At 68.5% G+C, this 26,694-nt stretch carries 19 protein-coding genes and 3 pseudogenes; 9 read left to right on the top strand and 13 right to left on the bottom strand.

Translation table 11 applies throughout. From position 1 onward, the window contains the following. Positions 1 to 163: 163 nt before the first annotated feature. From ACWDUZ_RS18220 to ACWDUZ_RS18210, 3 genes are all read right to left on the bottom strand, one after another. Complete coding sequence (locus ACWDUZ_RS18220; RefSeq protein WP_451632811.1) at positions 164 to 1,339, bottom strand: hypothetical protein; 1,176 nt, start codon at positions 1,337 to 1,339, stop codon at positions 164 to 166. Then, complete coding sequence (locus tag ACWDUZ_RS18215) at positions 1,336 to 3,978, bottom strand: ATP-binding protein (RefSeq protein ID WP_451632810.1); 2,643 nt, start codon at positions 3,976 to 3,978, stop codon at positions 1,336 to 1,338. Before ACWDUZ_RS18215 ends, ACWDUZ_RS18220 begins: the two co-directional genes overlap by 4 nt. Before the next feature lie 161 nt (positions 3,979 to 4,139). Beyond that, positions 4,140 to 5,321 carry an HNH endonuclease gene (locus tag ACWDUZ_RS18210; protein ID WP_451632809.1) on the bottom strand — a complete coding sequence of 394 codons (1,182 nt, stop codon included), beginning with the start codon at positions 5,319 to 5,321 and terminating at the stop codon, positions 4,140 to 4,142. Between the two features lie 683 nt (positions 5,322 to 6,004). On the opposite strand from ACWDUZ_RS18210, the pseudogene ACWDUZ_RS18205 reads away from it, so the two are divergent. Both ACWDUZ_RS18205 and ACWDUZ_RS18200 read left to right on the top strand, forming a co-directional pair. Beyond that, a pseudogene (locus ACWDUZ_RS18205) lies at positions 6,005 to 7,356 on the top strand (PP2C family protein-serine/threonine phosphatase). A 383-nt stretch (positions 7,357 to 7,739) separates the two neighbouring features. Then, positions 7,740 to 8,627, top strand: a complete 888-nt coding sequence (locus ACWDUZ_RS18200; RefSeq protein ID WP_451632808.1) for a haloalkane dehalogenase — start codon at positions 7,740 to 7,742, stop codon at positions 8,625 to 8,627. Positions 8,628 to 9,093: 466 nt separating this feature from the next. Here ACWDUZ_RS18200 and ACWDUZ_RS18195 read toward each other — a convergent pair whose 3' ends face one another. Continuing rightward, on the bottom strand, positions 9,094 to 9,585 hold the full coding sequence (locus ACWDUZ_RS18195) for an SPW repeat protein (protein ID WP_451632807.1): 492 nt from the start codon (positions 9,583 to 9,585) through the stop codon (positions 9,094 to 9,096). 731 nt (positions 9,586 to 10,316) lie between these two features. Here ACWDUZ_RS18195 and ACWDUZ_RS18190 point away from each other — a divergent pair. After that, positions 10,317 to 10,778 carry a GNAT family N-acetyltransferase gene (locus tag ACWDUZ_RS18190; protein WP_451632806.1) on the top strand — a complete coding sequence of 154 codons (462 nt, stop codon included), beginning with the start codon at positions 10,317 to 10,319 and terminating at the stop codon, positions 10,776 to 10,778. Between the two features lie 192 nt (positions 10,779 to 10,970). Here the strand turns inward: ACWDUZ_RS18190 and ACWDUZ_RS18185 are convergent, their stop codons facing one another. The 6 genes from ACWDUZ_RS18185 to ACWDUZ_RS18160 all read right to left on the bottom strand — a co-directional run bounded on the left by ACWDUZ_RS18185 (position 10,971) and on the right by ACWDUZ_RS18160 (position 17,134). After that, a complete protein-coding gene (locus ACWDUZ_RS18185; RefSeq protein ID WP_451632805.1) occupies positions 10,971 to 11,492 on the bottom strand; it encodes a DivIVA domain-containing protein in 522 nt (173 codons plus the stop codon). Between the two features lie 49 nt (positions 11,493 to 11,541). Beyond that, positions 11,542 to 12,648 carry a globin domain-containing protein gene (locus ACWDUZ_RS18180; RefSeq protein WP_451632804.1) on the bottom strand — a complete coding sequence of 369 codons (1,107 nt, stop codon included), beginning with the start codon at positions 12,646 to 12,648 and terminating at the stop codon, positions 11,542 to 11,544. A gap of 87 nt (positions 12,649 to 12,735) precedes the next feature. Beyond that, positions 12,736 to 13,149 carry a globin domain-containing protein gene (locus ACWDUZ_RS18175; RefSeq protein WP_451632803.1) on the bottom strand — a complete coding sequence of 138 codons (414 nt, stop codon included), beginning with the start codon at positions 13,147 to 13,149 and terminating at the stop codon, positions 12,736 to 12,738. 497 nt (positions 13,150 to 13,646) lie between these two features. Then, positions 13,647 to 14,039: a hypothetical protein gene (locus ACWDUZ_RS18170; protein ID WP_451632802.1), complete on the bottom strand. Its 393-nt coding sequence runs from the start codon at positions 14,037 to 14,039 to the stop codon at positions 13,647 to 13,649. Beyond that, positions 14,039 to 16,531 carry a DUF4132 domain-containing protein gene (locus ACWDUZ_RS18165; RefSeq protein WP_451632801.1) on the bottom strand — a complete coding sequence of 831 codons (2,493 nt, stop codon included), beginning with the start codon at positions 16,529 to 16,531 and terminating at the stop codon, positions 14,039 to 14,041. Before ACWDUZ_RS18165 ends, ACWDUZ_RS18170 begins: the two co-directional genes overlap by 1 nt. Before the next feature lie 177 nt (positions 16,532 to 16,708). Next, complete coding sequence (locus tag ACWDUZ_RS18160; RefSeq protein WP_451632800.1) at positions 16,709 to 17,134, bottom strand: nuclear transport factor 2 family protein; 426 nt, start codon at positions 17,132 to 17,134, stop codon at positions 16,709 to 16,711. A gap of 134 nt (positions 17,135 to 17,268) precedes the next feature. On the opposite strand from ACWDUZ_RS18160, the gene ACWDUZ_RS18155 reads away from it, so the two are divergent. Both ACWDUZ_RS18155 and ACWDUZ_RS18150 read left to right on the top strand, forming a co-directional pair. Continuing rightward, positions 17,269 to 18,063 (top strand): helix-turn-helix domain-containing protein, encoded by a 795-nt coding sequence (locus ACWDUZ_RS18155; RefSeq protein ID WP_451632799.1) that lies wholly within the window; start codon positions 17,269 to 17,271, stop codon positions 18,061 to 18,063. Between the two features lie 346 nt (positions 18,064 to 18,409). Continuing rightward, positions 18,410 to 20,212: a beta-ketoacyl-[acyl-carrier-protein] synthase family protein gene (locus ACWDUZ_RS18150; RefSeq protein ID WP_451632798.1), complete on the top strand. Its 1,803-nt coding sequence runs from the start codon at positions 18,410 to 18,412 to the stop codon at positions 20,210 to 20,212. A gap of 167 nt (positions 20,213 to 20,379) precedes the next feature. On the opposite strand, the gene ku is transcribed toward ACWDUZ_RS18150, so the two are convergent. After that, positions 20,380 to 21,459, bottom strand: coding sequence for a non-homologous end joining protein Ku (gene ku, locus ACWDUZ_RS18145; RefSeq protein ID WP_451632797.1), 1,080 nt, complete (start codon positions 21,457 to 21,459; stop codon positions 20,380 to 20,382). A gap of 72 nt (positions 21,460 to 21,531) precedes the next feature. Here ku and ligD point away from each other — a divergent pair, with 72 nt between their 5' ends. Further along, positions 21,532 to 22,413, top strand: a complete 882-nt coding sequence (ligD, locus tag ACWDUZ_RS18140) for a non-homologous end-joining DNA ligase (protein ID WP_451632796.1) — start codon at positions 21,532 to 21,534, stop codon at positions 22,411 to 22,413. Between the two features lie 37 nt (positions 22,414 to 22,450). On the opposite strand, the gene ACWDUZ_RS18135 is transcribed toward ligD, so the two are convergent. Beyond that, positions 22,451 to 23,296: a nuclease-related domain-containing protein gene (locus ACWDUZ_RS18135; protein ID WP_451632795.1), complete on the bottom strand. Its 846-nt coding sequence runs from the start codon at positions 23,294 to 23,296 to the stop codon at positions 22,451 to 22,453. Between the two features lie 296 nt (positions 23,297 to 23,592). On the opposite strand from ACWDUZ_RS18135, the pseudogene ACWDUZ_RS18130 reads away from it, so the two are divergent. The 3 genes and pseudogenes from ACWDUZ_RS18130 to ACWDUZ_RS18120 form a co-directional block, all read left to right on the top strand. Further along, positions 23,593 to 24,324 (top strand): annotated as a pseudogene (locus ACWDUZ_RS18130) (ATP-binding protein); the annotation flags it as partial. A 147-nt stretch (positions 24,325 to 24,471) separates the two neighbouring features. Further along, positions 24,472 to 24,975 carry an SH3 domain-containing protein gene (locus tag ACWDUZ_RS18125; RefSeq protein WP_451632794.1) on the top strand — a complete coding sequence of 168 codons (504 nt, stop codon included), beginning with the start codon at positions 24,472 to 24,474 and terminating at the stop codon, positions 24,973 to 24,975. 62 nt (positions 24,976 to 25,037) lie between these two features. Then, a pseudogene (locus ACWDUZ_RS18120) lies at positions 25,038 to 25,487 on the top strand (FtsW/RodA/SpoVE family cell cycle protein); the annotation flags it as partial. 42 nt (positions 25,488 to 25,529) lie between these two features. Here the strand turns inward: ACWDUZ_RS18120 and ACWDUZ_RS18115 are convergent. Then, positions 25,530 to 26,642 carry a ferritin-like domain-containing protein gene (locus ACWDUZ_RS18115; protein ID WP_451632793.1) on the bottom strand — a complete coding sequence of 371 codons (1,113 nt, stop codon included), beginning with the start codon at positions 26,640 to 26,642 and terminating at the stop codon, positions 25,530 to 25,532. Positions 26,643 to 26,694 lie beyond the last annotated feature (52 nt).

Below are 26,694 nucleotides of genomic sequence, written 5' to 3'. Positions count from 1 at the left end.
GACCGCGGCCAACTCCCCACCCAGCACACCCCGTCAACGACACACCCGATCAAACGGACACGCCACCGGCGAGTGAACCTGACCAAGCCCTACTACCCCTCCGCTCTCGCACCCCAGACCGTGTTCGGCTCGGCGCCTTGCCGACTCGACATATACTCAGAGGTCACGAGCGCTCGAACGTCAAAATGACTTCCTCCTTCATCCTCCCGTCGAGGGCACCAGTAGCTTCCCTGGGCGGTGGCAAGTAGCGTCGACTTTCAGGCAACGGACGGGAAACGCGCCCTGTTCTCGATAGTCCGTTCCGACTAGCAACACGCAGCAGTATTTCCTCGATCGAAATATCCACGCCATTCATTCGTGCGTTAGCCATCACCAATGAAACCGGGCTGCCAGGCTTAACGACCCTCGCAATTTCAGCCATCACCTCATCCATGTCACGAACATAGCGCCCGAGAATGCGACGGCTACGCTCAGAAAGATCTCCAGCGTACGAGGCTCGGGCTACCTCCTGGAGGTCTGGGTCCACCAAAAGCCCAGCTTCAGAGCCGATGTTGCCGGAGCGTAGGGCGCGCAAATATGAGATCGAATACCCCATCCAGACCAAACTCATCCGATGCCCACGAAGGTAGTCGATGGCGATAAGGTAAGGGGGGCTAGTCATTACTGCGTCTACGGAACCCGATGCTAGGGGCAGTCTGCGAGCATCAGCACGCACTATCGTTGGTGACAGCGAGCCATCAATGGTCCCATTCTCAAGTCGGGAAGCAGAAACGCGTTTGGCGACAGCATTGGCAGACGCGGCAAACTTCTCGATGGGATCGAACGATGCAGACTCACGGACCCTATGAGGGCGAGAGTGTGATACATCCCGGGCCCGAGAAGCCCCAGCATCTTTCGCAATAATCAAACGCGAGAATGCACACCAAAGTGGCGCAATCAGATGTCTAGGGCGACTTTCGATGGACACCGCCAGCGCAGCAAGACTCAAGCGTGCCTCAGCATCGAACCAGAAATCAATGAACTTGGACGTCTCCGAGTCAACGCGAATATCGATGCCGCGAACTCGTTGGGCTTGGCTGACAACGGATGCGGCAGCAGAGAGGAACTCGGCGAGGTCGTAGTCGTCAGCGAGAGTGTGCGCAATTACGAGAGCCAGAGGGTCCGTGTCGCATCCAATGGCGCTGTGTCCAGCCCTAGCAGCAGTAAGTGGGAAGGTTCCAGACCCCATCATCGGGTCCAGGACGACCGCCCTGCCCTTCAGATGAGATACCTTGGCGGCAGCCAGCTCTGGGGCCATCCGGGCAGGAAACGGATGCACAGCCGCCCGAGTAACGATCACGATCCTTCTCCTTCTCGCTGCCTCGGAACAGGCACCGCGCTCCTATAGGTATCAGTCAGGCGACTCGGGTATTCGCTTAGAGTTTGTGCAAGCTCACCCAGCAGCCCTTGTGGTGTGGCATTGAGTGCAACCAACTGACCATCGAAGTACATGGTTACCGGCGCCAAGGCAGCAAGCCCCCGGACGATCGCAGTCGCTTCCTCACGATCCAGATCGATCCCGCGACGCTCGTAGACGGCCGTCATAAGCGTATCGATCGTGACAGGCGTACGCCGTTCGGAGTATTGCACTAGGAGGTCAATGACTTCGGCCACAGGAGGGGCTGCGGGAGCTGCTTGGCCTGCGATCTTGTTGACGTATTCCCTGACCGTATCCGGAGTGTGCAACTGGAACATTTCCCTCAACTTCAGTGGGGAAAGCCTACGGAGAGGAAAGAGTTCAACCAGCCGTGCAAAGTCTTCAACGGTGATGGGCGTGATTCCGTCATTGCGGCAAATTTCGCCGATAAGCGCCCTACTGTCGCCGTCACCTTGGAATCCAGGGGCAACGAGCAGCGTGTAGGTTGGCGCGATCTCAAGCTTGAACTGTTCCGCAGCCCTCTCGCGATGAACCCGTAGTACAGACGTACGTGCGGTCCCAGCCTGGATGCGCGGTGTTTTGGCTGCCGATTGTTTGGTATTCGGATCAAGCATGCGCTGCGCATCCGACCCGCTTGACTTGGCATCGTACGTGAGAGCATAGCTCTCGCTTTTCTCTCCGTCACGACGCCCCAGACGTACCGTGGCAATGCCGTCCGGTGTCCCGCTCCCTCCTACACGCTGGACGTGATATCCCATCACGGAGAGAGCGTCGGCAACGGCGTCTTCGAGCAGCTTCTCGTCATTGCTGGCATCACGAAGGTTCTTAGCAATCACTGGAGCTGTGCGGGGGTGGTAGCTCACGAGATCACGAAGGAAAGCATCGCGCCGTTTCATGATGCGGTTAACAGTTACCGCGTCAATATTTTCGTCCAGCATGTAGGCCTGCGTCAGCAGCTCGGTAAGGCCGAGTAGTTGCAGTGCTTCCTGGGTACCCTTGTAGTCGACGTAATTACTAATGAAGGGGTGCGACTGGTTAATTACCGCGGCTCGACGTCGAGGATCATAGGAAATCAGGCGACTCTCTTCACTGGACGGTTCGACTAGAATCTGGGCGAGAACTTCGTTCTCACCTTGGTCGAAGATCTCAGGAACTATCGCGTCATCCGGCTTGATTCCCAGCGAGTCGCGTACTGCCGCATCTCCCTGAGAGGCTCTTTTCAGCATGCGCCTGAGTGGGCCCTGGGTGAGGCCTGGAGGCGGATTGGAGATTCGTCCTTGCTGCGTCAGGACGCTCATGTGGTCTTTTGCGTCGATCGCCGAGAGGGTAGAGCGAGCTCTGTTGAAAACCGCCAGCATGTAGTCTTTTAGCTCACGAACTTCCGGCGAGTCTCGGATACTCTCACGCGGGCTAGCAACTAGCTCATCGAGGTCATCGGCGTTGATGACCATATTGAACCTTGTGAGAGTTCCATGCCTGAGTTCAGGCCCGACGTTGAAGGTGGGATCGTCAAGATTAATGAGTCGATTGCGGACTCTGACAAAGAAGCCGTGGCTTCGGCCGAGCTTTTCGCTGTTTCCCTTCTGCAAGGAATCTGCGAAGAGCTGAGCGTTACCCCACACCCTCCCTGCTAGAGGAAGGGTGTACGTGGGAACTTCGGTACCGTCCAACGTCGCTCGACCGGCCTTACCGACCCTCTTTTCAGGCGGGAGGCTTTCTTCTGACTCGCCAATGGTGAATCGCCAGATGACCTCACCTTGAGCCTTAGATGCCTCGATTGGGTCACCGTTGTAGTACAGGTTGAACGACGGATTGAGTGGAATGGCGCTCGACAGTACCCACTTGAGTCTGCCTTGCTGGATCTGCTGTGCCGGCTTTTTCAGACGGGTCATAACAGCGGCGGTCCAGTTTTCTGGTCCACATCCTTGATCCGGGAAGAAGTTTTCCATAACCATCTTCATCCGGATGCCATAGTCGCGCAGGTTCGAGAGGAGAGTCTCTTTGGCCTCATCCTTCGTCAGCTCAACGACCTCGAGAGTGAGCGTGTGAGGGTCACTCATGTCACCCTGAACCATCTGATAATCCATGGTGACAGCGCGGTAGGTTCCGTCCTTAAATACGAGGTAAGTCAGCTCTTCGGCGAGCACATAGGTTGCCAGCTTACCGATGCCGAACTTGCCAATCGGCTCTCTTTTACCCCGCCGTCCCTCTTCACGCTTTCGTGACTTCCCGATTCGCCAGAGGTCTTGCAACCCCTCGACGTCCATTGACTCGCCGTCATCCATGACCAGGATCGACGCGCTTGGGGTAGCGAGGTCACTCGGCATGAAGACCCAAACGTTTTCCGCGCCCGCGTCGTATGAGTTGGATACAAGCTCTTCGAAGGTCTTATTAGGAGAGCTGTAGAGACCCTCAGAGAATCGCTCAATAATGGCCAAGGAGATTCGTACGGGAACGAGATCCGTCGCGTCACGCGAGGTGGCTACAAACGGCGCAGGGCTGATGCTCACCGCCTCACCAAAGGACAGCTGCTCCGCCTCGCCGCTCACGACGTCTGCCATCGTCTCCCCGCCCCCCTGCCGACTCACTGTCATGACACCTAGGCACCATGATTGTCTATGCTCGACGCAGCGCAGTCTACGAGGCGTCAGCTGACAGTCTTCGGAAGGGTCCAGGCAGTCGGTCAAGTTGACGATCGGTCATGGCTCTGCGGAGCCCTCGCTTACTTCCTGCGGGTCACGCCGACCCGCTCCAGCCACCTTGCGTACCGCCACTCCAGGGCCTCGCGGTGCGGCCCCCGCTCAAGGTCCCGGAGGTGGGGTGTCGCTATGTGGAGGTCCTCGAGGGTGGGACCTCCGGGCTGTGTGACAACCTCCAAGGTGTCAGGGTCAATGGCGAAGAGGTGAGCGTCAAAGGCCCGGTGCAGGCCCGCGCTAAGGGGAAGGCCGTTCCGCGGGTCATCGGTACCGTCGTCCTGCACAGGGCGCAAGTGAGCAGCTTCGATCATCTGGGGAACCGCAATGCCGGTGAGGGGACATCGAGGCCCGTAGCGCTGGAAAACACGCAACTTGAATCGGGCCTGGTCAGGGCGCTCTTGCACATCGCGCTGCCGCCTGCGCCGGCGGTTCCCCACAAGGTCGAAGGGCTCCTGGTCCGACTCATCTCTCTTCAAAACTTCCTGGGGAGCTGCCTCGCCGTACGTGATGAGGAACTGCTCGCTCTTGTCCTCCCAGCCCTCTACCCAGGCAAGGCGCACGACCCGTACTGGCGAGCTCGGGGTTGGCTTAGCCATGACGAAGATCGGCAACTTCAGGTCAGCCGCGGACTTGGTGGCCGCGATCTCGGACTCGTCGCGCCCCGGCTGGCGGCCTGTCTTCGGATAGTGGTAGAGGGCTGATCCTTCCCCAAGAACGTCGGCGTAATGGGCTCCTGTGTGGAGCACACCCACCGTGACACCGCCTCCCCGGATGTGACGCGTGCGGCTGACATCCACCCAGATGCCCTGTCCTCCGCCGTAGGCTCCAAGAGCTCGAAGAACGTTGGGGGCAACTTGCTGAACGTTCTGTGTCGTCCGCAGGTGCTCCCAGATGGCCAGGCGCCAGGCGAGTTCACCCTCTACTGTCACGGGGCGGCCATCGACGACCGAAAATCCAAGTTGTTCCAACAGCCTGTTGCTGTGCGCGAGGCCTCCGCTGATGGTTCGACGTGCTTCCGCACCGTGCTGGTGGCGGTACGCAACGTTTGCGATCGCCTTCGCGTCGTACAGTGCGCCTTCGAACTGGACGTAGTACTGGTTAGCCTCGTCGAACCCGTGCTCCTGGAGGAATGTGCTCCGGCCACGCTCCCGATACTGCTTCATGGCGAACAGCACAGCTTCACGGTCCGTCAGCTTTGGGTGGGTCATCGCTCGCTCCCCCGGCTCATCGTCAGTGATGCGGAAGATACGCCACACCACTGACAGTCGTTCCCGGACCATGTGTGGACGGCAGGAGCGAGTTCCGCCGCTGACAGCCCTGTGACCAGGCCAGAAGCGGGCCTATGAAAGGGCCTCCGGAGCCGTGTGCGCAGGTTCGAATCCTGCCGGGGGCACTCGCCAACCAGGCAGCGTGAATCATCCGCTGACCAGCGCGAATGCCGACATGAGAAAGCGGGAGTCAGTCTCACTGGCTCCCGCTCTTTCTTGTTGTCTCTCACTGTCCGCGCACCATCTGCGATACACGCGAACGCACGTGTGGACGTCACGCGGCGGCAGCAGGAAGCGGATATGCCCAAGCCGACACTGTGTGGGGGGCGGGACCCACAAGGTTCCACCCGCTCGGCGCGTCCGCGCCCAAGCGGTCGCGGCCGACACCGCCCGAGCGCTGCCAGACACCGGGGAAAGCGCCATGGCCAGCGCCTGCGCACGGCACCGAGCCCTTTGCCACCGGTCCGCCGCAAGGTTGGCTATATGTGGACAAACCGGCAGGCTTGGCAGTGTTGCCGGTTACCAGCGCAGTAGTGGCAGGAGACGAGCGGTGACACAGCCAGGGTCAAGCGCGGACGGACACCGCAAGGTGGACGGGCCCGACGGTCGCGTGCCCACGGGCGATGGCTGGCTCTCGAGTGCCCGACGCGCCTCCGGCACTTCCAGGCCGTCCGGTGCCTTCGGGCCGTCCAGGGGCCGTGCGGAGGAACCCCCGCGCGGCGGTGGCCGGCCAGAGCATGCGTCGCGCGCCGACCCTGGCCACCGCTACAGGGCCGGGGGCGGGGCCGCGGGGTCCGCCTGGTACAAGCAGGTGCCGGGCAGCGTTCTCCTGGCTCAGGCTGTCCCCTCTGCTCACTCCCGTCCGACCCGCGGGCGACCAACTCCTCGCACCCGGCGGCAGCAGGTGGACCCGCGTGGCGCGCGTCCTAGTCTGGCTGGCACCGTGGGTGCTCCTCGCGGGCGCCCTGTGCCTCGAGGCGATCGTGCCGGCACGCTACAGCGGCCTCCTGGCGATCTTCGTGGTGGCACCGCTGATCGCCGCGCCGTTCTACCGGATGCCGTACGTGATGATCGTCAACGCGATCGCGCTCATCGGCGTCGTGGCGCGCAACGCCGATCGCATGTCGGTCGGCTCCTCCAACGGCATCACCCAGATCAGTACCTCCTTCGCGGTGGCCCTCCTCACCGTGCTCATCAACCGCGTCGTGGACCGGGGCTACACCCTGCTCGTCTCCGCGCGCGAGATCGCCTTCGCCGCCCAGCGCGCGATGCTGCCCCAACCGGCCGAACGTATCGCCGGGCTGGAGGTGGCGGCGCACTACGAGGCGGCGCAGGCGGGCGCGCACATCGGCGGCGACCTGTACGCCGTACAGGACACCCCGTGGGGCGTACGGGTCCTGGTCGGCGACGTAAGGGGCAAGGGGATGGGCGCGGTGGCCGCCGTCGCCGCGCTGATCGGCGCCTTCCGGGAGGCCGCCGACGAGGCGTCCTCGCTGGAGACAGTGGCGCAGCGGCTCGACCGCGCACTGGCGAGAGAGGCCGCGACGCGACGTGGCGAGGAGGTCTTCGAGGAGTTCGCCACCGCTGTCTTCGCCGAGATCCCGCACGACGACGGCACCGTCCGGATCGTCAACCGCGGTCACCCTGGCCCTGGATCGTATACGCGGACGGAGCTCTACAGGAGGTGGCAACCGAGGAGGGCTCGCTGCCGCTCGGCATGTCCGAATTGGGTGTTTGGTCGCCGCAGTCCCAGAGCCTCGCTTTCCCCCAGGGAGCGATCCTGCTCATGTTCACCGACGGGGTCACCGAGGCCCGCGACGCACAGGGCATCTTCTTCGACCCCGTCGCAAACCTGAGCGGGAGGGCGTTCAACGCGCCGGGCAGGCTGCTGAGCGTCGTCGTGGAGGAGGTCCGCCGGCACACCGCCGGCGTCGGCGCGGACGACCTCGCGCTGCTGGCGGTGCGCCGGCCGTGAGGTGGGGGCTGCCGTGCCGGAGTGCGGGGCGGGTGAGGCCGGCACGTGCGCGGGCGTTCACGCGGCGGGCTCGTAGGCGCGGTTGAACACGTAGAGCGGACACGCGCCGCTGTGCTCGGGAATGCTGACTGCCCCTGGTGGCGGCCCTGCCCCTTGTCCGTCCAGCAGGTGATGCCAGCCCGCCCGTCCACACAGGACGCGACGCTACCGGAACGGAGATGACATCTGGGCCGCCGCATCCGCCGCCAGCAGTACGCGACTAATATCACCAATGAATGTAACTTGTGAGCGTATGGCCAGTTATGGTGTCGAATGCCCGGTACCCAAGATCCATGGCGTGGGCCGGTCATGACGCTCGGTTGCTACATGAGGGAGAGGCGAACATGATCTCCGCGGCATTTCCGTACCAGAAGCAGCGCCGACGGGTTCTCGGTCTTGAGATGGCCTACGTGGAGATTGGAGAGGGCGACCCCATCGTGCTGCTGCACGGCAATCCCACCTCGTCATATCTCTGGCGTAACGTGCTGCCGTATCTACAGCCGCGGGGCCGCTGCATCGCCCCCGACCTGATCGGCATGGGTGATTCTGACAAGCTGCCTGACAGTGGCCCCGACTCGTATCGCTTCATCGAGCACCGCCACTACCTCGACGCCTTGCTGGAGGATCTGGACGTGCGTGAGCGTGTCACGCTCGTCGTCCATGACTGGGGCTCGGGTCTCGGCTTCGACTGGGCCAACCGTCACCGCGAGGCGGTGAAGGGCATCGCGTATATGGAGGCGATCGTGCGGCCGCAGGCCTGGGACCACTGGGACAAGATGGGACAGCGCTCGCTCTTGCAGGCGCTGCGTTCTGAGGCCGGCGAGGCGATGGTTCTGCAGGACAACGTCTTCGTGGAGGAATTGCTGCCGCAGGCCGTCTTGCGCACGCTCTCCGTCGAGGAAATGGAGGCGTACAGAAGGCCGTTCGCTGAGCCCGGGGAGGGGCGGCGGCCGACGCTGTCATGGCCTCGGCAGATCCCCATCGAGGGCGAGCCCGCCGACGTGGATGGGATCGCGGCTTCATACGCAGATTGGCTGGCTACGAGCGATGTGCCCAAGCTGTTCCTGAAAGCCGAGCCCGGTGCGATCCTCGCCAGCGACTGGTTGCTCGACTTCGTCCGTGGGTGGCCGGCGCAGACCGAGGTGACGGTGGCAGGCATCCATTTCGTCCAGGAAGATTCGCCGGACGAGATCGGGCAGGCCATCGCCGAGTGGATGGGCTCGTTGGAGTGACGGAGCCGGACAGGCCATGATGGCGCGACGCCGTGCCACAGATGCAGCGAGGTCACGCGCAGTTGCTTCATCCCGCGAGGCGAACACGGCGGGCGGATCATGCGGGCTGTCGGCGGGGGCTGGCCAGTACCGAGGCGCCGTCAGACGCTCGCCGGGCGGCACCAACCACTCCTCTGCCGCGCGCCCACCAGCAAGAGTCTGGTGTCCCGGCCTTCGCAGCGGCAGCCTCCGAGAAGGCCACGCAGAACTCATCGCTGGTCAAGAAGGGGATGCGGAGGAGGTGCGGCGCTGGCGTCACGGGCGGCCTGCAAAGCGGCCGTTAGCCTGAGCTGTGGACGGCAGCATCTTGGGGTGACGTCCTGAGACCCGGAATGCGAGCCTCGAGGCGCCCCCCACAGCCTCCTCCGGAACGGGGCCACCGGCCCTGACTTTCCTTGTGGCGGGGCGCCCTGTCCCCCACTCCTCGTCAGCTCCGCCCTCCTGTATATGGTTCGGACATACGGCCCGAGGTTGTCCGGTCCCGGCCTGTCGGGCGGCCGATCATGGCGGCCATGAGGGCCACCAGCAGGCCTATGACACCGACGATGATGTTGTTTGTGATGGTCTTGGTTGTGGCGACGTCACCGGACACGACCCACGGTGCAATGATCGTCCACACGCTCAGCGCACAAGCTGCCCACGCCATGCTGTGCACACGGTCATAAGCCCGGCCGAAGCCACCGCTCATGATGAGCGCGTAGGCGATGCCGACGATCAGGTTGTTGACCGTCAGGGTGGAAAAGCCGTTGAAGCCCGTGATCCACGGTGACGCAGCGAGGTAAAGTCCGGTGAGGAGGGCCAGCGTGTCGATGGCTTGTGCCCTCGGAGTGCTCGTGCTGCGCTCGGCCATCTCGTGGCGTTCGCGCATGGCGAGGATGTCAGGATGGGTCGCCATGTCCGACCGAGGAGTGGTCGCCATGCCAATCACCTCCAAAGCTATCGATTTCGCATAGTTCGGTGTGCGGGTACCCAAAAGGGGCGCGCCAACCGCAGCAGATCAAGCGCCATCACGCTGCCACCGGAGTCACGCTGCCGGCTCGGATGAGTCGACCCGCGCCGGTACCACGCTCACTCGTGGTCGTAGAGCAGGTTTTCGATACCGCGATCAGCAACTCGTGTCACCGCACAAACACTGTGCGTAGCGGGTCAGCGATACCTCGGCCCCTGCTGCCGGCGCGCTCGCCCACCTGGGTACGGCTAAAGCCCGCGTCGCGTTGAGCCACGTCCAGAGCGCCCCATAACGAAGGTCGTACGGACACCTCGCGAGAGGAGACCACCACGACTGGCGGCAGTGGCGACAACCGGCCGGACCTCCTGCCACACGCGGTAGTGGGAACGCTGGGACGCCCCGGCTCAGGCCGATTCCACGCCTGGCGAGGCTGGCGATGTCGTACACGCGTTCGATCTGGCCGGTCGTCGGCACCCGAGAGAGCAGTGCCGAAGGATGGCTGGGCGGGACAGGGACGGCGGAGCCGCCTTGGACGCGTCCCAGCCCGGCGTGCCGGCCCCGCTCCAGATCGCCTGTGTCACATACGCTGCGAACAGGTCCGACCCGAAGGCCCGACAACGCGTATGCGCGGAGATGCCACTGCCGGCGGCTCTTCACGTGGGTCGGGACGGTGCGGCTGCCGGCTGCGGAAGGGGTGTGGCGTGAGACCCCCCAGCGTTCTCCTACGGGAGATCACCGGCGACAACCGGGATGCCGTCCGTGCCCTTCGCGTCCGACGGGACCAGAAGCAGTTCGTCGCCTCCGTTTCCCACTCCCTCAAGGAGGCGGCGAAGAAACCGGAGGCCAATCCCGGGTACCGCGCCGTGTACCGCGGTGATGAGCCGGTCGGCTTCGTGATGCTGTCGTGGAGACCCCCGGCCGGTCCTTACACAGGGCGTCACTTCATCTGGCGCCTCCTCGTCGACGAGCGGTACCAGGGGCGAGGGATCGGCCGGGAGGCGCTCAGGCAGGTCGCCGCCCTGGTGCGCGCGGACGGCGCCACCGAGCTGCTGACCAGCTACGAGCCTGGCGACGGGGAGCCGTGGCCCTTCTATCGGAAGTTCGGGTTCGAGCCCACCGGGGAGATCGACGACGGCGAGATCGTTCTGCGACTCATCTTCTGATCGCACTGCGACGGCGACGATGTCCGGCGTCCGTCTGGTCGATGTGGTCGGTGAGGCAGCGGTGCCGCACCCGAGCCCGGCCCAACGCGGTCGCATCCTCGGCGTTTCTCGAACTGGTTGACTCGTGGAGCAGTGGGAGCCCGCTCCGCTGTCGTTCCGGGTCCGTACGCTCCGGGCCCGGGGCCGCGTGGGTCAGCCGCCGGGCGGCAGAGTCGTCGCAGGCGTCGGCGGTGCCGTCTCGGCGAGCTTGGAGGCGTATTCGTCCGCGGTCACGTACAGGGACTCCGCGACCTGGCGCAGGTAGGAGATGAGCCGTTCGGTCTCCTGGGGGCCGTCGTCGGTCGCCTGGGTGTGCTTCTCCCAGGTCTGTTGCAGGATCGACTCCGCCTGGGCCCGCGCGGCGCGCACCATGTTGCGGGCCTGTTCGCGGGCGACGCTGACGGTCTGTTCGGCCGCCTGCTGGGCGCGAGCCTGTTGGAGGACGGCGTCCACGGTCGGTACCCCGGTCAGGCTGGTGGTGTCGCCGATGTTGTTGGCGCGGATCCAGTCCCGGTGGCGCTGCATGTCCGTTCGCAGGCGGTCGTTCTCCTCCTGCAGTTCGATCAGGGCCACCGCGCAGCGGCGCAGGGCGTCGTGCACCGCTTCCTCGCTGTAGCCGCGCCGGGTCAGGGAGGCCCGGGGGAAGGTCATCGACCGCAGTGCCTCCGGGGTCACCCGGTGCTCCCTCGGATGGTGCGCTCCTGTCCTGTTCACGTGTCTCCGATCACTGACCGTCTTCGTAGTGCAGCAGCTCGCGGGGAATGCCCGCGCCCGCGAGATCGCGTACCGTCGCGGAGACCATGGCCGGCGAGCCGCAGACATAGATGGAGCGCCCGCGCCACGGGGCGGCGCGCAGAACGGGGCCGGCCAGGCTGCGGTTGTCGAAGGTGCCGGCGTCCGCGCCGATGAGCGGGGTGACCCGGAACCACGGGTGGACCTCGGTCAACCGGTGCAGCGCGGGCTGGTCGTACAGGCCCTGCGGGTCGCGTACGCCCACGAACAGGTCGACCTGCCGTTGCGGTCCGTGCCGGGCGATCTCTTCCACCAGGGCGCGCATCGGGGCCAGGCCGGTGCCTCCGGCAACCAGCACCAGATCCCGGCCGCCGGACGGCTGGAGCCTGAGCCGGTCGCCGACCGGGGCGCCCAGCCGCAGCGTGTCACCGCGTCGCAGCCCGTAGACCAGGGCCGGGCTGACCATGCCGCCGTCGATGGCGCGTACGTGCAGTTCGACCGTCCCGTCGGCGCGCGGCGGGTTCGCGGGGGTGAACGACCGCCAGGTGCTGGGCAGTGCCGGGGTCTCCAACATGACGGACTGGCCCGCCAGATACGCCATCGGCCGGTCCAGGCGCAGGGTCAGGACCGCCAGGTCGAAGCCGCGTTGTTCGTGCCGTACCACCTCGGCGTTCCACCAGGGTGGGTTGACTCTGCTGTCGGCGTCGGCGGCTTCCACCATGGTGCGGGCCACCAGGGTGTATGCCTCGGTCCAGCCGCGTTGCAGTTCCGGTGTCCACGCCTCACCCAGGAAGTAGGCCAGTGTGGCCAGCAGCGCCTGCCCCACCGCCTCGTAGTGCTGCGCCACGACCTGGAACTTCCGGTGGTCGCGGCCCAGCTGCTGGACGTAGGGCACGAGTTGGTCCGGGTTGTCCGCGTCCGCGACGATCCGGCCCAGGGCGGCGACGAGCCGGTCCCGCTGCAGTCCCATGGAGACCGGGAACATCGGCCGGACCTCCGGGGCGATGAGGAACAGGTACGAGTAGAAGTACCGGGGCACCTCGTCCCCCGACTTGCCCACCAGGGCGAAGCTGTCTCTCAGTGCCTGGGAATCGCTCATGCCTGCCCTTCGATGCGTGGTGTCAGGGGTGACCCGCGAACGATGGGGTACCGGGCGTTGGTCCCCGTGCCAGCCTTTGGGGAGGGGTCAGCGCGCGACGGCCTCGCCGGCCTCGACCATGGTGCTGCTGATCACGCCGTAGACCGAGGTCCAGGACTCCTCGACGGCGGGCGTCCAGGCATCGCCCGCGAAGTGCCGCAGGGCGGCTATCAGGCTGTCGCCCACGGCGGGGTAGTGCTCCGCCAGTGCGCCGTAACCGGCGTGGCGGCGCCCGAGGTTCTGCAGCATGCCCACGAGCGTCTCGGTGTTCTCCAGGTTGGCGACCAGAGCTCCCAGCGCGGCCCACAGGCGGTCGCGCTGCTCGTCGAGGTGGGCGGCGAACAGCGGGCGCACGCCGGGGTGGTGGGCGAACAGGTGGTCGTAGAAGTACGCGGTCAGCTCCGGCCCGTGGGGCTGGACGGCCGCGAAGCTGCTTCGGATGAGCGAGGGGTCTGCGGTCATGCTGGCCGACTGTAGTCAGGCGATCACTGATCGAACAAGCTTGGCTCAAGGTTGCCGCCGAGCGGTGGAGTGCCCCCTGCCGGCGGGGCGACCAGGGCTGTCGGCGCGCGGGCCAGTGGCTTCAACTGGCGTGCCGAGGCGTCTCCTTGAGTCCGAGGGCCATGCTGTGACCTTCGCCACTTTGGGGCACGTACCTCTTCTCGGCTAGGCTGCCGAGGATGTCGCCTGGTGGGGATCGCCGGGTGACCCGTCCTTCCGGTACAGCGACCCTGACCGACGGGCGAGTGGGGAGTCATGGCGGGCAGGCGACGGCCTCCCCGCATGGAGTTCCGTGCCCCTATCGGCGCCGTCCGCACTGTCCTCACCTCCGGCCCGGAGAGCCCGATCGTCCTGTGCGGCGACGATGCCGCCGGGGGCGAGGTCTGACCGGAGCCCTGCTCGTCTCGGGCGGGTGCGCGGTGTCGGGCTCGCCTCGGAGGGTGTCAGGTCACGGCCCGTCAGCCGCCGACGAGAGCCACGAGCTTGATGAAGACCAGGTCGGGACCGGCGGTGAGGTCCACGGCCTCGTCGAGGTCCTCGACCTGGCGATCGCCGGCCAGCATGAAGAAGCCGTTGGCCAGGAAGGCTCGTTCGGCGATCTCGGCCTGGCGTTGCCAGTCGATGCGGCGTACTTCGTGGAGTCGGTAGCCGTTCAGCTCCGTCTCGGCGTCGTCGGGGCGGACGAGGCCGTGGAAGCGGTCGGTGGGGCTGGTGTTGTGCTGTGCCACCTCCTCGCGGACGCGCAGTCTGATGAGCTCCCGCACGGTCATCCGGTCGGGCAGGCCGGTTACCTCCCACTCGGCGAGTGTTCTGCCCGTCGCCGTCTCGTCGCGGAAGGTCACGGTGGTCATCAGGCGCCTCGCTTGATCTGGATGAGGATGGACTCGTCGGTGATCTTGGTGTCGGCCGCCAGGAGGAACGCCTTGCTGAGGATGAGGGAGAGCCGGTCGTCCTCGAACGGCAGGAAGACCTTGCCGTGCGACGAGCGCCGTGCCGGGACGATGCACAGATAGCTGTCGTCCGGTTCCATCAGGATGTTGGACGAGCCGAGATGGATCTTGTACGTGCGCAGATCGCCGCGGACGGTCAGGAAGCGGCCGTCGAGCGAGCAGCGGTCGGCGATCTTCAGGCGCGGCAGGATCCGCGCCAGGGCGTCGCGGCGCGCCTCGGCGCTCGCCGTCAGCGCGCCGAACGTGGCCGTCCGCCAGTACACGGCGTAGCGGTCCTCGCCGCGGTCGGTCCAGTCGGGGTCGGCGGCGATCGAGGTGACGCCGACGAACAGGTCGACGTCGCGCATCGCCTCACTGAACACCAGCGGGGGCACCTCGGCGAGCGGGACCTCCCGCCAGCGCCGGCCGTGCCGCCGCTCGAAACGGACCTGGTCGGTCGCGGCGTGCTCGGGTGCGTAGCCACCGTCGTCGTCCGCGGCGGGCTCGTGGTGGAAGCAGGCACGCCACTGGCCGTCGGCGAACCCGGCCCGGGCCGTGCCCTCGTAGCCGCCGTCGTATCGGCCGAGGAAGTTGGCTTGCCAGTCACGCTCCTTGAACAGGGCGTAGAGCTGCCGGTAGTGGACGATGTGGGCGGCGAACCGGTTGGAGTACACGCCCGACGCCTCCTCCGCCGGGGTGAGCAGATAGATCTCCCGGAAGGCCTGTTTGAACGGCTGCCGCAGCCGCTGTGCGACGAGCCGTTCCCGCCACGCCCTGATGTCGTCCTTCGACGCCCGGATCGGGTGCCACAGCCGGACCCGGTTCGGCCGGCCGGGCGGGTCGGCGGCCGGCGCGACCGCACGCCACTCGCCGCCCGCGTCCTGGAACTCCCAGATCAGACGGCGGACGAGCGTCCCGGTGACCGGATGGTCACGGTAGTGGCGGCGCCATTCGTCGTACGGCCACACGCGCCCGGCCGACATCAGCGCCTCGATGCGGGCCCGCTCACCCGACAGGGTGCCCCGCACCTGCTTGGCCAGGACCTTCAGCTCCCGGAGCTCGTCCGGGAAGGTCTCCTTCAGCCCGGTCGGCGCCGTGCGGGACGTCCTGTCGTCCGGGCGGGTGAAGGTGAGGCGCACGGTCGTCGCTTCCTCGATGGCCAGCCGTACCCGGTACCCGCCCAGCTCCCTCTCCAGGGAACCGTCCGGCGCCAGGCCGTGGTCCGGCACACTGCGTTCGACGAGCTGCTGGGCCGTGATGCCCTGCTGCGCGGCAGCCGTCACCAGGGCGGTGTCGAGCTGTTTGCGCAGCGCCCGGTGTCTGATCCGGGACCGCAACCGCGAGAGTGCCTCCAGGGAGGACGGATCGCCGGTCGCGACCAGCGCGTTGATCGCCGCGCCCGCCAGCTTCACGTCCTCGATCACCTCGGTTCCGGGTCCGCCGGCCCGCAGGGCGAGCCTGTCGAGGTGGCGGGCCCGGTCCGGGCCGCCGGTCAGTGCGGCGGCCCAGACGGCGCCGCGCGCCAGGTCGCCGTCGTTCTGGTGGACGAGGTAGTGGTAGTGGTAACCGCCACCCATCCAGCCCGTGTGCGCGCCACTTCCCTTGCTGCACAGCGGATCGCCCTCGGCCAGCGTCCGCAGGACGTCCGCCACCACGTCCCGCGCCGACGCCGCGTCGGCCAGTTCGAGGCACGTCCGCCGCCACCTCTGCGAAGGACGCGGGCCCGACAGGCTCGCCAAGTGCCGTACGAAGTCTGCCAGTTCCGGCGTCGGAGCGGTCTGCGCACGGTCCCTCAGCGGGGCCGCCCAGGGCGCTGCGGGGATCAGCCCCTCGGGGATGTGTGCCTCGTCCACACTCGCGAGCAGCCCGCGCAGACGCTGGGCGAGTGGGGTGCGCAGACGGGCCTCGACCGTGGTGTCCATGAGCTCGGTGTGCGCGTGCCGCAGCCAGGGCGCGACCGCGCGGCGGGCGTCGGGGTCGAGTTGGTCGGCGGCGTTCAGCACCAGCCGCAGCGCGCCGGCGAACCAGAAGCCCATCTCGTACTCGGTGGCACGGAGGAGCATCACGGCGATTTCGCCGGGCGTCCAGCCGCGCACCCGTGCGATCAGGGACGCGATCTCGGCGTCGTACTGCCAGAGGGTCGTGTCGTCGAAGCAGGCGGCCAGCATGAGACACAGACTCGCGGCCCTGCCCTCGTCGTCCGCGCAGGCCGCGAGCCGTTCGCCGATCTCGGCCCGGGTCACGGCAAACTCCGCCTCGGCCCTCTGGTGCTCGGCGCCCATGGAGCGCCGGAGTTCGTTCCGCTGACGTTCCAGGAGATCGACGAGCCAGCGGACACGGCCGAGCGCGGCGAGCCTCACGTCGTCGAGCTCGTCGTTCCTGCGGGATTCGGCCACCAAGGCTTCGTAGAGCATGGCGGGATGATGGCAGGGGGGACTGACAATGCGATCACGTGAACCAACGCGCGGGGAGACCGGCCCGGTTCACGGGTCGCCGTCTGCCGGCACCCGGCGGGCCGGCCGGAGGCTCCGGGCACCCCGGGGCCCCCGGCACGACCCCTCCCCCGCACCCGGCTCACCGGGCTCCGGCGCTCACTCGTGGTGGGCGCCGGGGTCGAAGCCCTCCGGGGGCTGGTCGAGGAAGGTGGTGACGGTGGTGACATGGCCGTCGGGGTCGAAGACCAGGATGTCCGTTCCGGTGGCGAACGGGGTCTTCTCCTGGGTGTCGATCCGCCACATCAGGCGGGCGCGGCCGTGGTGGATCTCCGGTTCCTGCCGGGGCCGGAAGGCGACCGGGCCCATGTGCTGCGCGAACTGCTCGCGGAAGCCGATCAGCGCGGGCGGGCCGCTGAGGACGCCGATCGGGGCGTAGTACCGGACCCCTTCGGTGAAGGTCGCCGACGCGAGGCGCTGCTGCTCCTCCGGGGCGCCGGCGTTCCAGAAGCGTACGTACTGCTCGACGGTCGCCCGGTGTTGCGCGGTGAGGGCGTCGGCGGTCGCGGTGTCGGTGTCGGTCATCGTCGGCTCGCTCCGTTCGTCTCGTGGGCCGGTGCAGCGTGGCTGCACCTCGAGACACTGCGCGTGGTGGCCGCCGCGTGTCGATAACCCGCGAGGTTATTGCCGTTGTGCGCGCGGTCCGTCAGCCTCGGTGCATGGTCACCACGGAACCGGTCGGGCTGCTGGTACGACGCTGGCGGGAGCAGCGGCACCGCTCGCAGCTGGACGTGGCACTGGCCGCCAACCTCTCCACACGGCACCTGAGTTACATCGAGACCGGGCGTGCCACGCCGAGCCGGAACATGATCGAGCGGCTGTGCGACGAACTCGATGTGCCGCTGCGGGACCGCAACGCCCTGTATCTCGCCGCCGGTTTCGCCCCCGTGCACCGCGAACGGTCGCTCGACGATCTCGGCGCGGCCCGTTCCGCGGTGACCGCCGTGCTCGCCGGCCACGAGCCCAGTCCGGCGCTCGCGGTCAACGCCCGGTGGGACCTGCTGACCGCCAACCGTTCTGCCCTGGTCTTCTTCGCCGACCTCCCGCCCGCGTTGCGCACGCCTCCGGTCAATGTCCTGAGGGCCACCTTGCATCCGGACGGGCTGTCACGGCGCATCCGCAACCTCGCCCAGTGGCGGGCGCACGTCCTGCGCCGCGTCCGGCGGCAACTGGCCCGCGCTGCCGTGGAGGGGCTGGCGGAGCTGCTCGCCGAGCTCGAGTCCTATGCCGAGCTCGAGTCCTATGCCTTGCCCGAGGGCCGCGGCGGCGAGGACGTGGCCAGTGACCTGGTCGTTCCCCTGCTGCTCACCTCGGACCACGGTGATCTCAGTCTTCTGTACACCACCACGGTCTTCGGTTTTCCACGGGACGTGACCCTGGACGAGATCGCCATCGAGACGTTCTTCCCGGCCGACGCCGCCACGGCGGAGCTGTTGCGTGCCATGTCCTCGTGATGCGCGCTCTGCGGTGGAGCAGGAGCGGTTCGCAGCGCCCAGGCTGAGATCCCGCTCACAGGGGCCACCGGTACCCAACTGACGTGCCGTACGCCACATGACCGGGACTTCTGCCGTGCGACCAGGGGGAACCTTCGTCCAAGCGCCCACTGAAGGCGCGTGACCTGTCGCACACCCGGGCGGCGGCGCTTCGGTCAACTCAAGGGCCGTCCAGGCGGATTGGGGGCATACGGACAGGAGTCCCTTTTGAGGCCTGTGTGCCCCGCCATAGTTTTTCGGCTGTTTGTCCCTTTCACTCTCGATGGTCCGCCGAACGACACCTCGGGTCACAGGAAGCAGTGCAGATATGCCCAATTCGTCCGAGATGCCTCAAGCCCCCATCCAGCCCTACGCAGTCACCGCCGGCGAGGTGGTGCCCGGCGACCTGGTCGCCCTGACGCAGGAAGAGGTCGAGCGACAGCAGTGGTGTGTCGTGATGCACACCCTTCCCGAGTCGCCGACGACGATCCGGGTCACACTGCGGCCGCCGCTCGGCGGTCTCGACCGTGAGGCGGTCCTGGAGCGGGACCAGGACGTGGTCGTCGCGGGCCGGCGCGTGGACGTGGCGGCCGTTCCGGCCGTGTCGTCGCCGCGGCTGGACGCCGTCGAGTTCCGGGACGGGGACCGCGTCACCCGGCTGCGGGCCGTCGACCCGGAGGGCGTCGAGGTGACGTACGAGCGGCGGTGGGGGATCTGGCACCGTGACCTCGACGACAGGACCGGCGAGACGGTGTCCGACGACGTCGTACGCGGCTGGGCGGCCGACGCCGACCGGGCCGGCTATGTCGTACGTCACCACTCGCGGCCGGCCCGCGAGCCCTCGGCGGCCCGGCGGCGCCGGGTCGTCGTGACCGGGCTCGGCGCCCTCACCCCGCTCGGTGTCGGCGTGGACGAGCTGTGGCGGGGACTGCTCGACGGACGCCACGGCATGCGGGAGCTGGCGGGTGAGGAGTTCCAGGAGCTGCCCGTGCGGGTCGCCGGGGTCGTACCCGTCGATCCCGCCATGATGCTGCCCCGGGCCGCCGCCCGGCGGATGAACCGTGCCGCGCAGTTCGCGGTGCTCGCCGCCCGTGAGGCCTGGCGCGACGCCGGGTTCGCCACGGGCGGGACCCGGGAGAGCGGCCTCGCCCCCGAGCGGGTCGGCGTCAGCCTCGGGGCCATCCTCGGCGACGCCTCCGTGCTCGTCGGCGGGGACCGCAAGCTGCGGGAGAAGGGGCCCCGTGGCGTGTCCCCGCTCACCACGCCCATGACCGTGCCCTCGCAGGCCGCCTCCCAGGTCTCCCTCGACCTGCACATCACCGGTGAGGCCCGCACCGTGACCAGCGCCTGCGCCTCCGGCACCGAGGCCATCGGCGAGGCCATCGACCGCATACGGTACGGCCGCGTCGACGTCGCCCTGGCCGGTGGCGCCGAGGCGGTGATCACCCCGGCGATCATGGCGTCGTTCGCGTCCATGCGGGCACTGTCCGATGTGCGACCGGAGGGCGGCGCCACGCCCTCGCGGCCCTTCGCCAAGGACCGCGCCGGGTTCGTCAACGGAGAGGGCGCCGGGGTGCTCGTGCTCGAGGCCGAGGAACACGCCCGAGCCCGGGGTGCCCGGATCTACTGCGAGGCGGCGGGGTGGGGGCTGTCCGCCGACGCCCACCACATGGCCGCGCCGGACCCGTCCGGCAGCGGCGTCGCGCTCGCGCTGCGGCGGGCCGTGCGGGACGCCGGCGGGCGCGTCGTCGACGTGGTCCACGTGAACGCGCACGCCACCGCCACCGTGGAGGGCGACCTCGCCGAGGCGGGCGCCCTGCGGGCCGTGCTCGGCGGGGGCGGGGGCACGAACGCGAGCAGTGGCGGTGGGGTGCCCGTCACCGCGCTCAAGGGGAACCTCGGGCATCTCCAGGGCGCCGCCGGCGGGGTCGAGGCCGTCGCCGCCGTGCTCACCCTGCACAACCGGCTCGTCCCGCCGACCCTCGGGTGCGAGGAGCTCGACGAGGAGATCGGGCTGGACGTGGTGACCGGCGCGCCGCGCACGCTGCCGGCCGACGGCGACCTCGTCCTCAGCAATTCCTTCGGCTTCGGCGGCCACAACGCCGTGCTGGCCCTGCGCCGCGTGGCGTAGGCGGCGGGACGGGGCGGGACCACGCGGGAGCCGCCCGGCCGCACAGCGACGCACGGCGCCGCACAGCGGCGGAACGGCTCCCGCGCCGGCCCCTGGCGGCACGCGGGCCGGGGCTGCACGGTGATCCGGTGGCCCGGTGATCCGGTGGCCCGGACGGGCCGTAGTGGTCAGGCCGTGCGTTTGCGTGCCGCCGTCTTCTTCGCCGGGGTCTTCTTCGTCGTGGACTTGGCGGTCGCGGCCGTCTTCTTCGGCTGCTGAGCCGACTTGGACGCGGACTTCTTCGTCGAGGACGCCGTCTTCTTGGCCGCCGTCTTCTTGCCCGAAGGGGCCGCCTGCTTCTTCGCGGGCCGCTTCTCGGGGGTCTCGCGGGCGGTCTTGCGGCGCGGCAGGTGTCTGACCTCGGCCTCCGCCGGTTCCTCCGCGGCGGCTTCCTCCGGGCCTTTGGCCTCCTTCGGGCCCGCAACCTCCTCTCCCCTGGACTCCTTGGCCGCCCGGACGCTCTTCTCCAGGGCGGCCATCAGGTCGAGGACCTTGCCGCCGGGGGCCGGCTCGGGGGTCTCCGGGGGTGCCTCGCCGGCGGCCTTGGCCGCGATGACCTCCTCCAGCGCCTCCCGGTACTCGTCGTGCAGGTCGGCCAGGTCCACCTCGCCGAGCGTGTCCATCAGGGCGTCGGCGAGATCCAGTTCCTTGTCGCGGACCGTGACGTCCGCCTCCGGAGCCACGCCCCGGGGGTCGCGGATCTCGTCCGGCCAGAGCAGGCCGTGCATGGCGATGACGTCGTCCACCACGCGCAGCATGCCCAGGCGCTCGCGGCCGCGCAGCGCGAACTTCGCGATCGCCACCTTCCGGCTGCGTTTGAGGGCCTCCCGCAGCAGCGTGTACGGCTTGGCCGCCTGCGCGCCGCCGGGGGCCAGGTAGTAGGCGCTCTCCATCTGGAGCGGATCGATCCGGTCCGCCGGGACGAAGGCCACGATGTCGATCGTCCTCGCGGTCGGGATCGGCAGGTGGGCCAGGTCGTCGTCGGTGATCGGGGTGATCGTGCCGTCCGCGTCCTGGTAGCCCTTGCCGATCTCCGACTGCGCGACCTCGCGGTCCTCCAGTTCGCACACCTTCCGGTAGCGGATGCGACCGCCGTCCTCGGTGTGGATCTGGCGGAAGGAGATGGTGTGGCTCTCGGTGGCGTTCACCAGCTTGATCGGGATGCTGACCAGGCCGAACGAGATGGCACCGTTCCAGATGGATCGCACGTGCAGCACCTTCCGGATCTGTTCGGGACGGTTTGAGACAGTTCGCGGTGAATTCCGTGGTTTTCTTATCGTATGGCGCCGATCACAGAGGTGGAGGGGCGACGGCTCGCGCTCAGCAACCTGGAGAAGGTGCTGTATCCCGCGACCGGATTCACCAAGGCTGAGGTACTGCACTACTACGCGACGATCGCCGAGGTGCTGCTCCCCCATCTGCGGGACCGGCCGCTGTCCTTCCTCCGCTATCCGGACGGCCCGGACGGACAGGTCTTCTTCGTCAAGAACGTGCCGCCGGGTACCCCCGAGTGGGTGACGACCGCTGAGGTGCCCCGGTCGGAGGGGCCGGCGCGGATGGTCCTGGTGCAGGACCTCGCGAGCCTGATGTGGGCGGCCAATCTGGTGACCGAGTTCCACACCCCGCAGTGGCTGATCGAGGACCCGGGCGAGGCCGACCGTCTGGTGTTCGATCTCGATCCGGGGCCGCCGGCGACGGTGGTGGACTGCTGCCGGGTGGCGCTGTGGCTGCGGGAGCGGCTGGCGGCCGACGGGGTCGAGGCGTACGCCAAGACCTCCGGGTCCAAGGGGCTGCACCTGCTGGCCGCCGTGCGCGGATCGTCCAGCGAGCGGACCTCCGAGTACGCGAAGGCGCTGGCAGTGGAGGCCGAGAAGGCCATGCCGCGGTTGGTGCTGCACCGGATGACGCGCAGTCTGCGGCCGGGGAAGGTGTTCGTCGACTGGAGCCAGAACGCGGCGCGGAAGACGACCGCGGCCCCTTATACGGTGCGGGCGCGGGCGGAGCCGACGGTGTCGGCACCGGTGTCGTGGGAGGAGGTCGCGGAGTGCCGGGGAGCGCGGGCGCTGACGTTCCTGGCCTCGGACGTCGTGGGGCGGGTGCAGAGGCACGGGGACCTGCTGGCGCCGCTGCTGGACGCCGAGCGTGCGGCCGAGTTGCCGTGAGCGTGGGGTGGGAGCGCTCGCACCCGCGGCCGGGCGGCTACACCCTCCCCCACGTGTGTCTGTCCCTCGCCATCGCGTACAGGGCCTCCACATCGGCCGGCTTCAGGACGCCGCCCAGGCGCGCCAGGCCGGTCAGGGCCTGGTCGTCGAGGACGCGGACGTCTCTCGGCGCGGTCGTCAGGCGCAGGTCGGCCGGGGCCGTGAGGGCCAGCAGGGGATGGACCTCGGCGGTGAGAGCGTAGGAGGCGCGGTCGGCGGCGGAGCGGGCACCGCGCAGCAGGGGCTCGGGCCCGTGGCGACCCAGTGTGACCATGGGGTCGTCGATCCGCACCCGCTGCTTGCGGGCGTACACGGCGCGGACGGCGAAGAGTCCGCCGGGCCCGATCACCAGGTGGTGGATGCGGTCGCCGCCCGGCAGGGGTATCGAGTGCAGGGCGCGCCAGCCGGCGCCGTCCAGGCTGTCGAGGACGTCACCGACGGTCTGCTCGGCGGTGAGCGCCCGCCGACGTGGGTCGGGGCGGAGGCGGTGGGTGGGGCCGTGGCCGGGTTCCCGGTCCAGGGCTATCAGCAGGGCTTCGCCGGGGCGGTTCGGGGCGAGGTCGTCGTCGGGGTGCAGACTGAGCCGGGCGAGATCGGCGGCCGTCGGCACCGGGGGCGGGCCCACCGCGACCGGGCCGGTCAGATACGGGCCCAGGGCGTCCAGCACGTCCTCCTGCTCGTCCGCGCTGAGCAGATGGACGCGGGCGGCCTCCCGGTCGTACCAGGCGATGTTCCTCCCGTCGGGACGGCAGACGTAGAGCCGTTCCTGTCCGTGGCTCCAGTCCGGTATGACGCGCAGACGGCCGGGGCCGGGGCGGCCGGGCTGTCGACGTGGTCCGCTCATGCACCATCACCCCTATGACCATGGAACAGGCGTGACGCTCCCGCGGCAAGAAGCCGGGAGGGAACGCCGGGCGTCGGGGACTGAAGGGCGGTCGTCCGCAGGGTCTCTTGCCTTCGGCGTGTACCTTCAGCGCTCTTCCGGCCCACTGGTGCTCCATGCCCGCCCCGTCCCGCCCCGCCCTCACCACCGGAGACACCGAAGAGCCGTGTGTCGCCGACGTCCCGCCCTCGTCACCGCCCTGGTCACGCTGCTGCCGGCCACGGCGGCGGGTCGCCGGCGCCACGCCGACCACGGATCGCGACCGGGCGGCCGCGCTGCGCACCCTCACCGAGGACCTGCTGGAGATCTCCCGGCTGGGTGCGGGGCGGGAGCGGCTGACCTCGACGGCGGGCATCTGAGCGCGGTGGCGGAAACGAGCGGTCGGGGCGGCCTGCGCGGTGGGACCCATGGGCGCGGCCGGAACCGCGACCGCGGGTACGGGCGCGGAAAGCGATGCCGGCGCGGGTGCGGGTGCCGGCGGAAGCGCCGCGGAGACCGGGTCCCGGATCACGGGCGAAGGCGGCACGGAGACCGGTACCGGATCGTCGCGGGCGAGAGCGACACGGAGACCGGCACCCGGGTCAGGGTCCTGCGCGGCGTGTGATCGACGTGTACGTGGAGTCCGACCGGCGGCGGCTGGAGCGGGTGCTCGGCAATCCTGTGGTCAACGCGCACAAGCACGGGAGGCCGCCGGTCGCGGTGACCGTGGAGGGGCCGGTCGTCACCGTGCGGGATCACGGCGAGGGCTGTCCGCCGTACCTCCTGGAGCGCGGTCCGCAGCGCTTCCGCACGGAGGGCGGGGCGGCCGGGCACGGCCTCGATCCGGCCATCGCACTGGGGCAGGCGGTGAGGTGCTGGGCGCCCGAATGGAGTTCGGCAGCGGCCCGGACGGCGGCGCCACGGCCGCCCTGACGGTGCCTCAGAAGGCGCTGGACTCACCGGCTGCCGAGGGACCGGTCCCCGACCGGGCGTCATCAACATCCGCCTGACGCCCCATCAGGTGACGCTGTTTTCCGATGGCGCAACGAGGCGGGCGCACACCCAGCCCTGCTCCTAATGTGGCGAACAGTCAGATTTTTCCACCAGGTGCCGGGCGCCCTTCACGCCCCGCCCCACCACCTCAGCCGGAGGTTCCCATGCCGCCCCTGCCCCTTCGCTTCCTCCTCACCCGGCTGGCCGTGGTGGCGGCCGCCGGGGCGCTGCTGACCGCCGCCGCCGTCACGCGCGCCGTCGGCACCGACGGCGCAGGCGACGCCCCCACCCCCTCTCGCGCCGCCGCACCGGCTCCCGGGGCGAGCGCCCCCAGCACCCCGAGCCCCGCTGCCTCCGGGGGCACCACACCTCGGCCCGCGGCCGCCCAGTCCCCGAGCGACGGCCCTGTCGTCGGCTCCGACAACGGCACCCGCTTCTACCGGGGCGTGGTCACGGCCCGCGGTGGCCTGGCCCTGCGTGCCCGGCCGGACCGCGGCAGCCCGGTCGTGCGGCCGGCCCGGAAGGGGGAGGTCGTCTGGATCCACTGCAAGACGCCCGGACAGGACGTGCACGGGAACCCCTTGTGGTACCTGCTCGCCGACGGCGGCTGGACCTGGGGAGCGGCCCGTTACATCGACAACGTCGGGCCCGCGCCGCGTTGGTGCTGACGCGCCACGCGGTGCCGACCTCCACCTCGGCCCGGGATGCCGGTTTTGGGTAGATTCCCGGCATGGCCAAGGCCGGGCCCACCGCGGCGGCGCCACTCCTCTCCCCGCCACACTCCTCCGCGGCGACCGCCACCGTCCGTCTCCCCCGGCGCCGCGGCGTCGAACTCTCCCTGATCGTCCTCGCCGTCCTGCTGTCCGTGTACGGCTACTGCGCCGTCGGACTGGCGAAGCACGGCACCGTCCCGCCCGGCGCCGCCGGCTACGGCGCCGGGCTCGGCGTGCTCGCGCTGCTCGCGCCCACCGCGGTGCGCCTGCGGGCGCCGTACGCCGACCCGCTGCTGCTGCCGATCGGCGTGCTGCTCAACGGGCTGGGTCTGGTGCTGATCCACCGGCTCGACCTGGAGACGCCGGGCGAGGAGGCCGCGCCCGCCCAGCTGGTGTGGTCCGCCCTGGGCGTGGCCCTGTTCACCCTGGTGGTGCTGGTACTGCGCGACTACCGGTGGCTCCAGAAGATGCCCATGGGCACGTACGCCTTGGGTCCCGTCGAAGAGTGATCAGCCGCCGAACCGTCGACCCCCCTCGATCGCCTCCTCCACCTCCGCCACCCGTGCCTTCTCCTCCGCCGCGAACCGCTCGGCGTCGAGTTGTTCGGCGATCTCCTCGTCCTGGGCCATGAGCAGGTCCAGGTTGGAGTCGCCCAGTTCGAAGACGCCCATGTCGACGTAGGCCTCCTGGAGGCGCTTGCCCCACAGGCCGATGTCCTTCACGCAGGGGACGATGCGGCTGAACAGCAGCCGGCGGAAGAGCTGGAGGAACTCGGAACGCTCGCTGAGCTGTTCGGCCTCGGCCTTCGGGATGCCGAAGTTCTCCAGGACCTCCACGCCGCGCAGGCGGTCGCGCATCAGGTAGCAGCCCTCGATGACGAACTCCTCGCGCTCGCGCAGTTCGGCGTCGGTGAGCTGCTTGTAGTAGTCGCGCAGGGCCATGCGGCCGAAGGCCACGTGCCGGGCCTCGTCCTGCATGACGTAGGCGAGGATCTGCTTGGGCAGGGGCTTGTTCGTGGTGTCCCTGATCATGCCGAAGGCGGCGAGGGCCAGGCCCTCGATGAGGACCTGCATGCCCAGGTAGGGCATGTCCCAGCGGCTGTCGCGCAGGGTGTCGCCGAGCAGGGCCTGGAGGTTGTCGTTGATCGGGTAGACCATCCCGATCTTCTCGTGCAGGAAACGGCCGTAGATCTCGGCGTGCCGGGCCTCGTCCATGGTCTGGGTCGCGGAGTAGAACTTGGCGTCCAGGTCGGGGACGGACTCCACGATCCGCGCGGCACAGACCATCGCGCCCTGCTCGCCGTGCAGGAACTGGCTGAACTGCCAGGAAGCGAAGTGCTGCCGCAGCTCACCCTTGTCCTTGTCGGTCATCTTCGCCCAGTACGGCGTGCCGTAGAGGGTCATCGCCTCCTCGGGCGTCCCGAGCGGGTCGCGGGGATCGACCTCCAGATCCCAGTCGATCCGTTTCTGCCCGTCCCACTGTTTGTCCTTGCCCTTCTGGTACAGGGCCAGCAGCCGGTCGCGGCCGTCGTCGTACTCCCAACTGAAGCGGGCCGCCCCGCTCGCGGGCACCGCCCAGTGCGGGTCTCCCGGGTCCCTGGTGTACAGGTCGTAGGTCGGCATACCTCGCAGAGTCACACGTAGACGCCGAGTCAACAAGTCGTGTGCAAGAGAT

It is taken from the genome of Streptomyces sp. NPDC003393, from assembly GCF_053589015.1.
The sequence above is the reverse complement of the archived record's forward strand: the minus strand, read 5'-3'. Positions and strand labels throughout refer to the sequence as shown.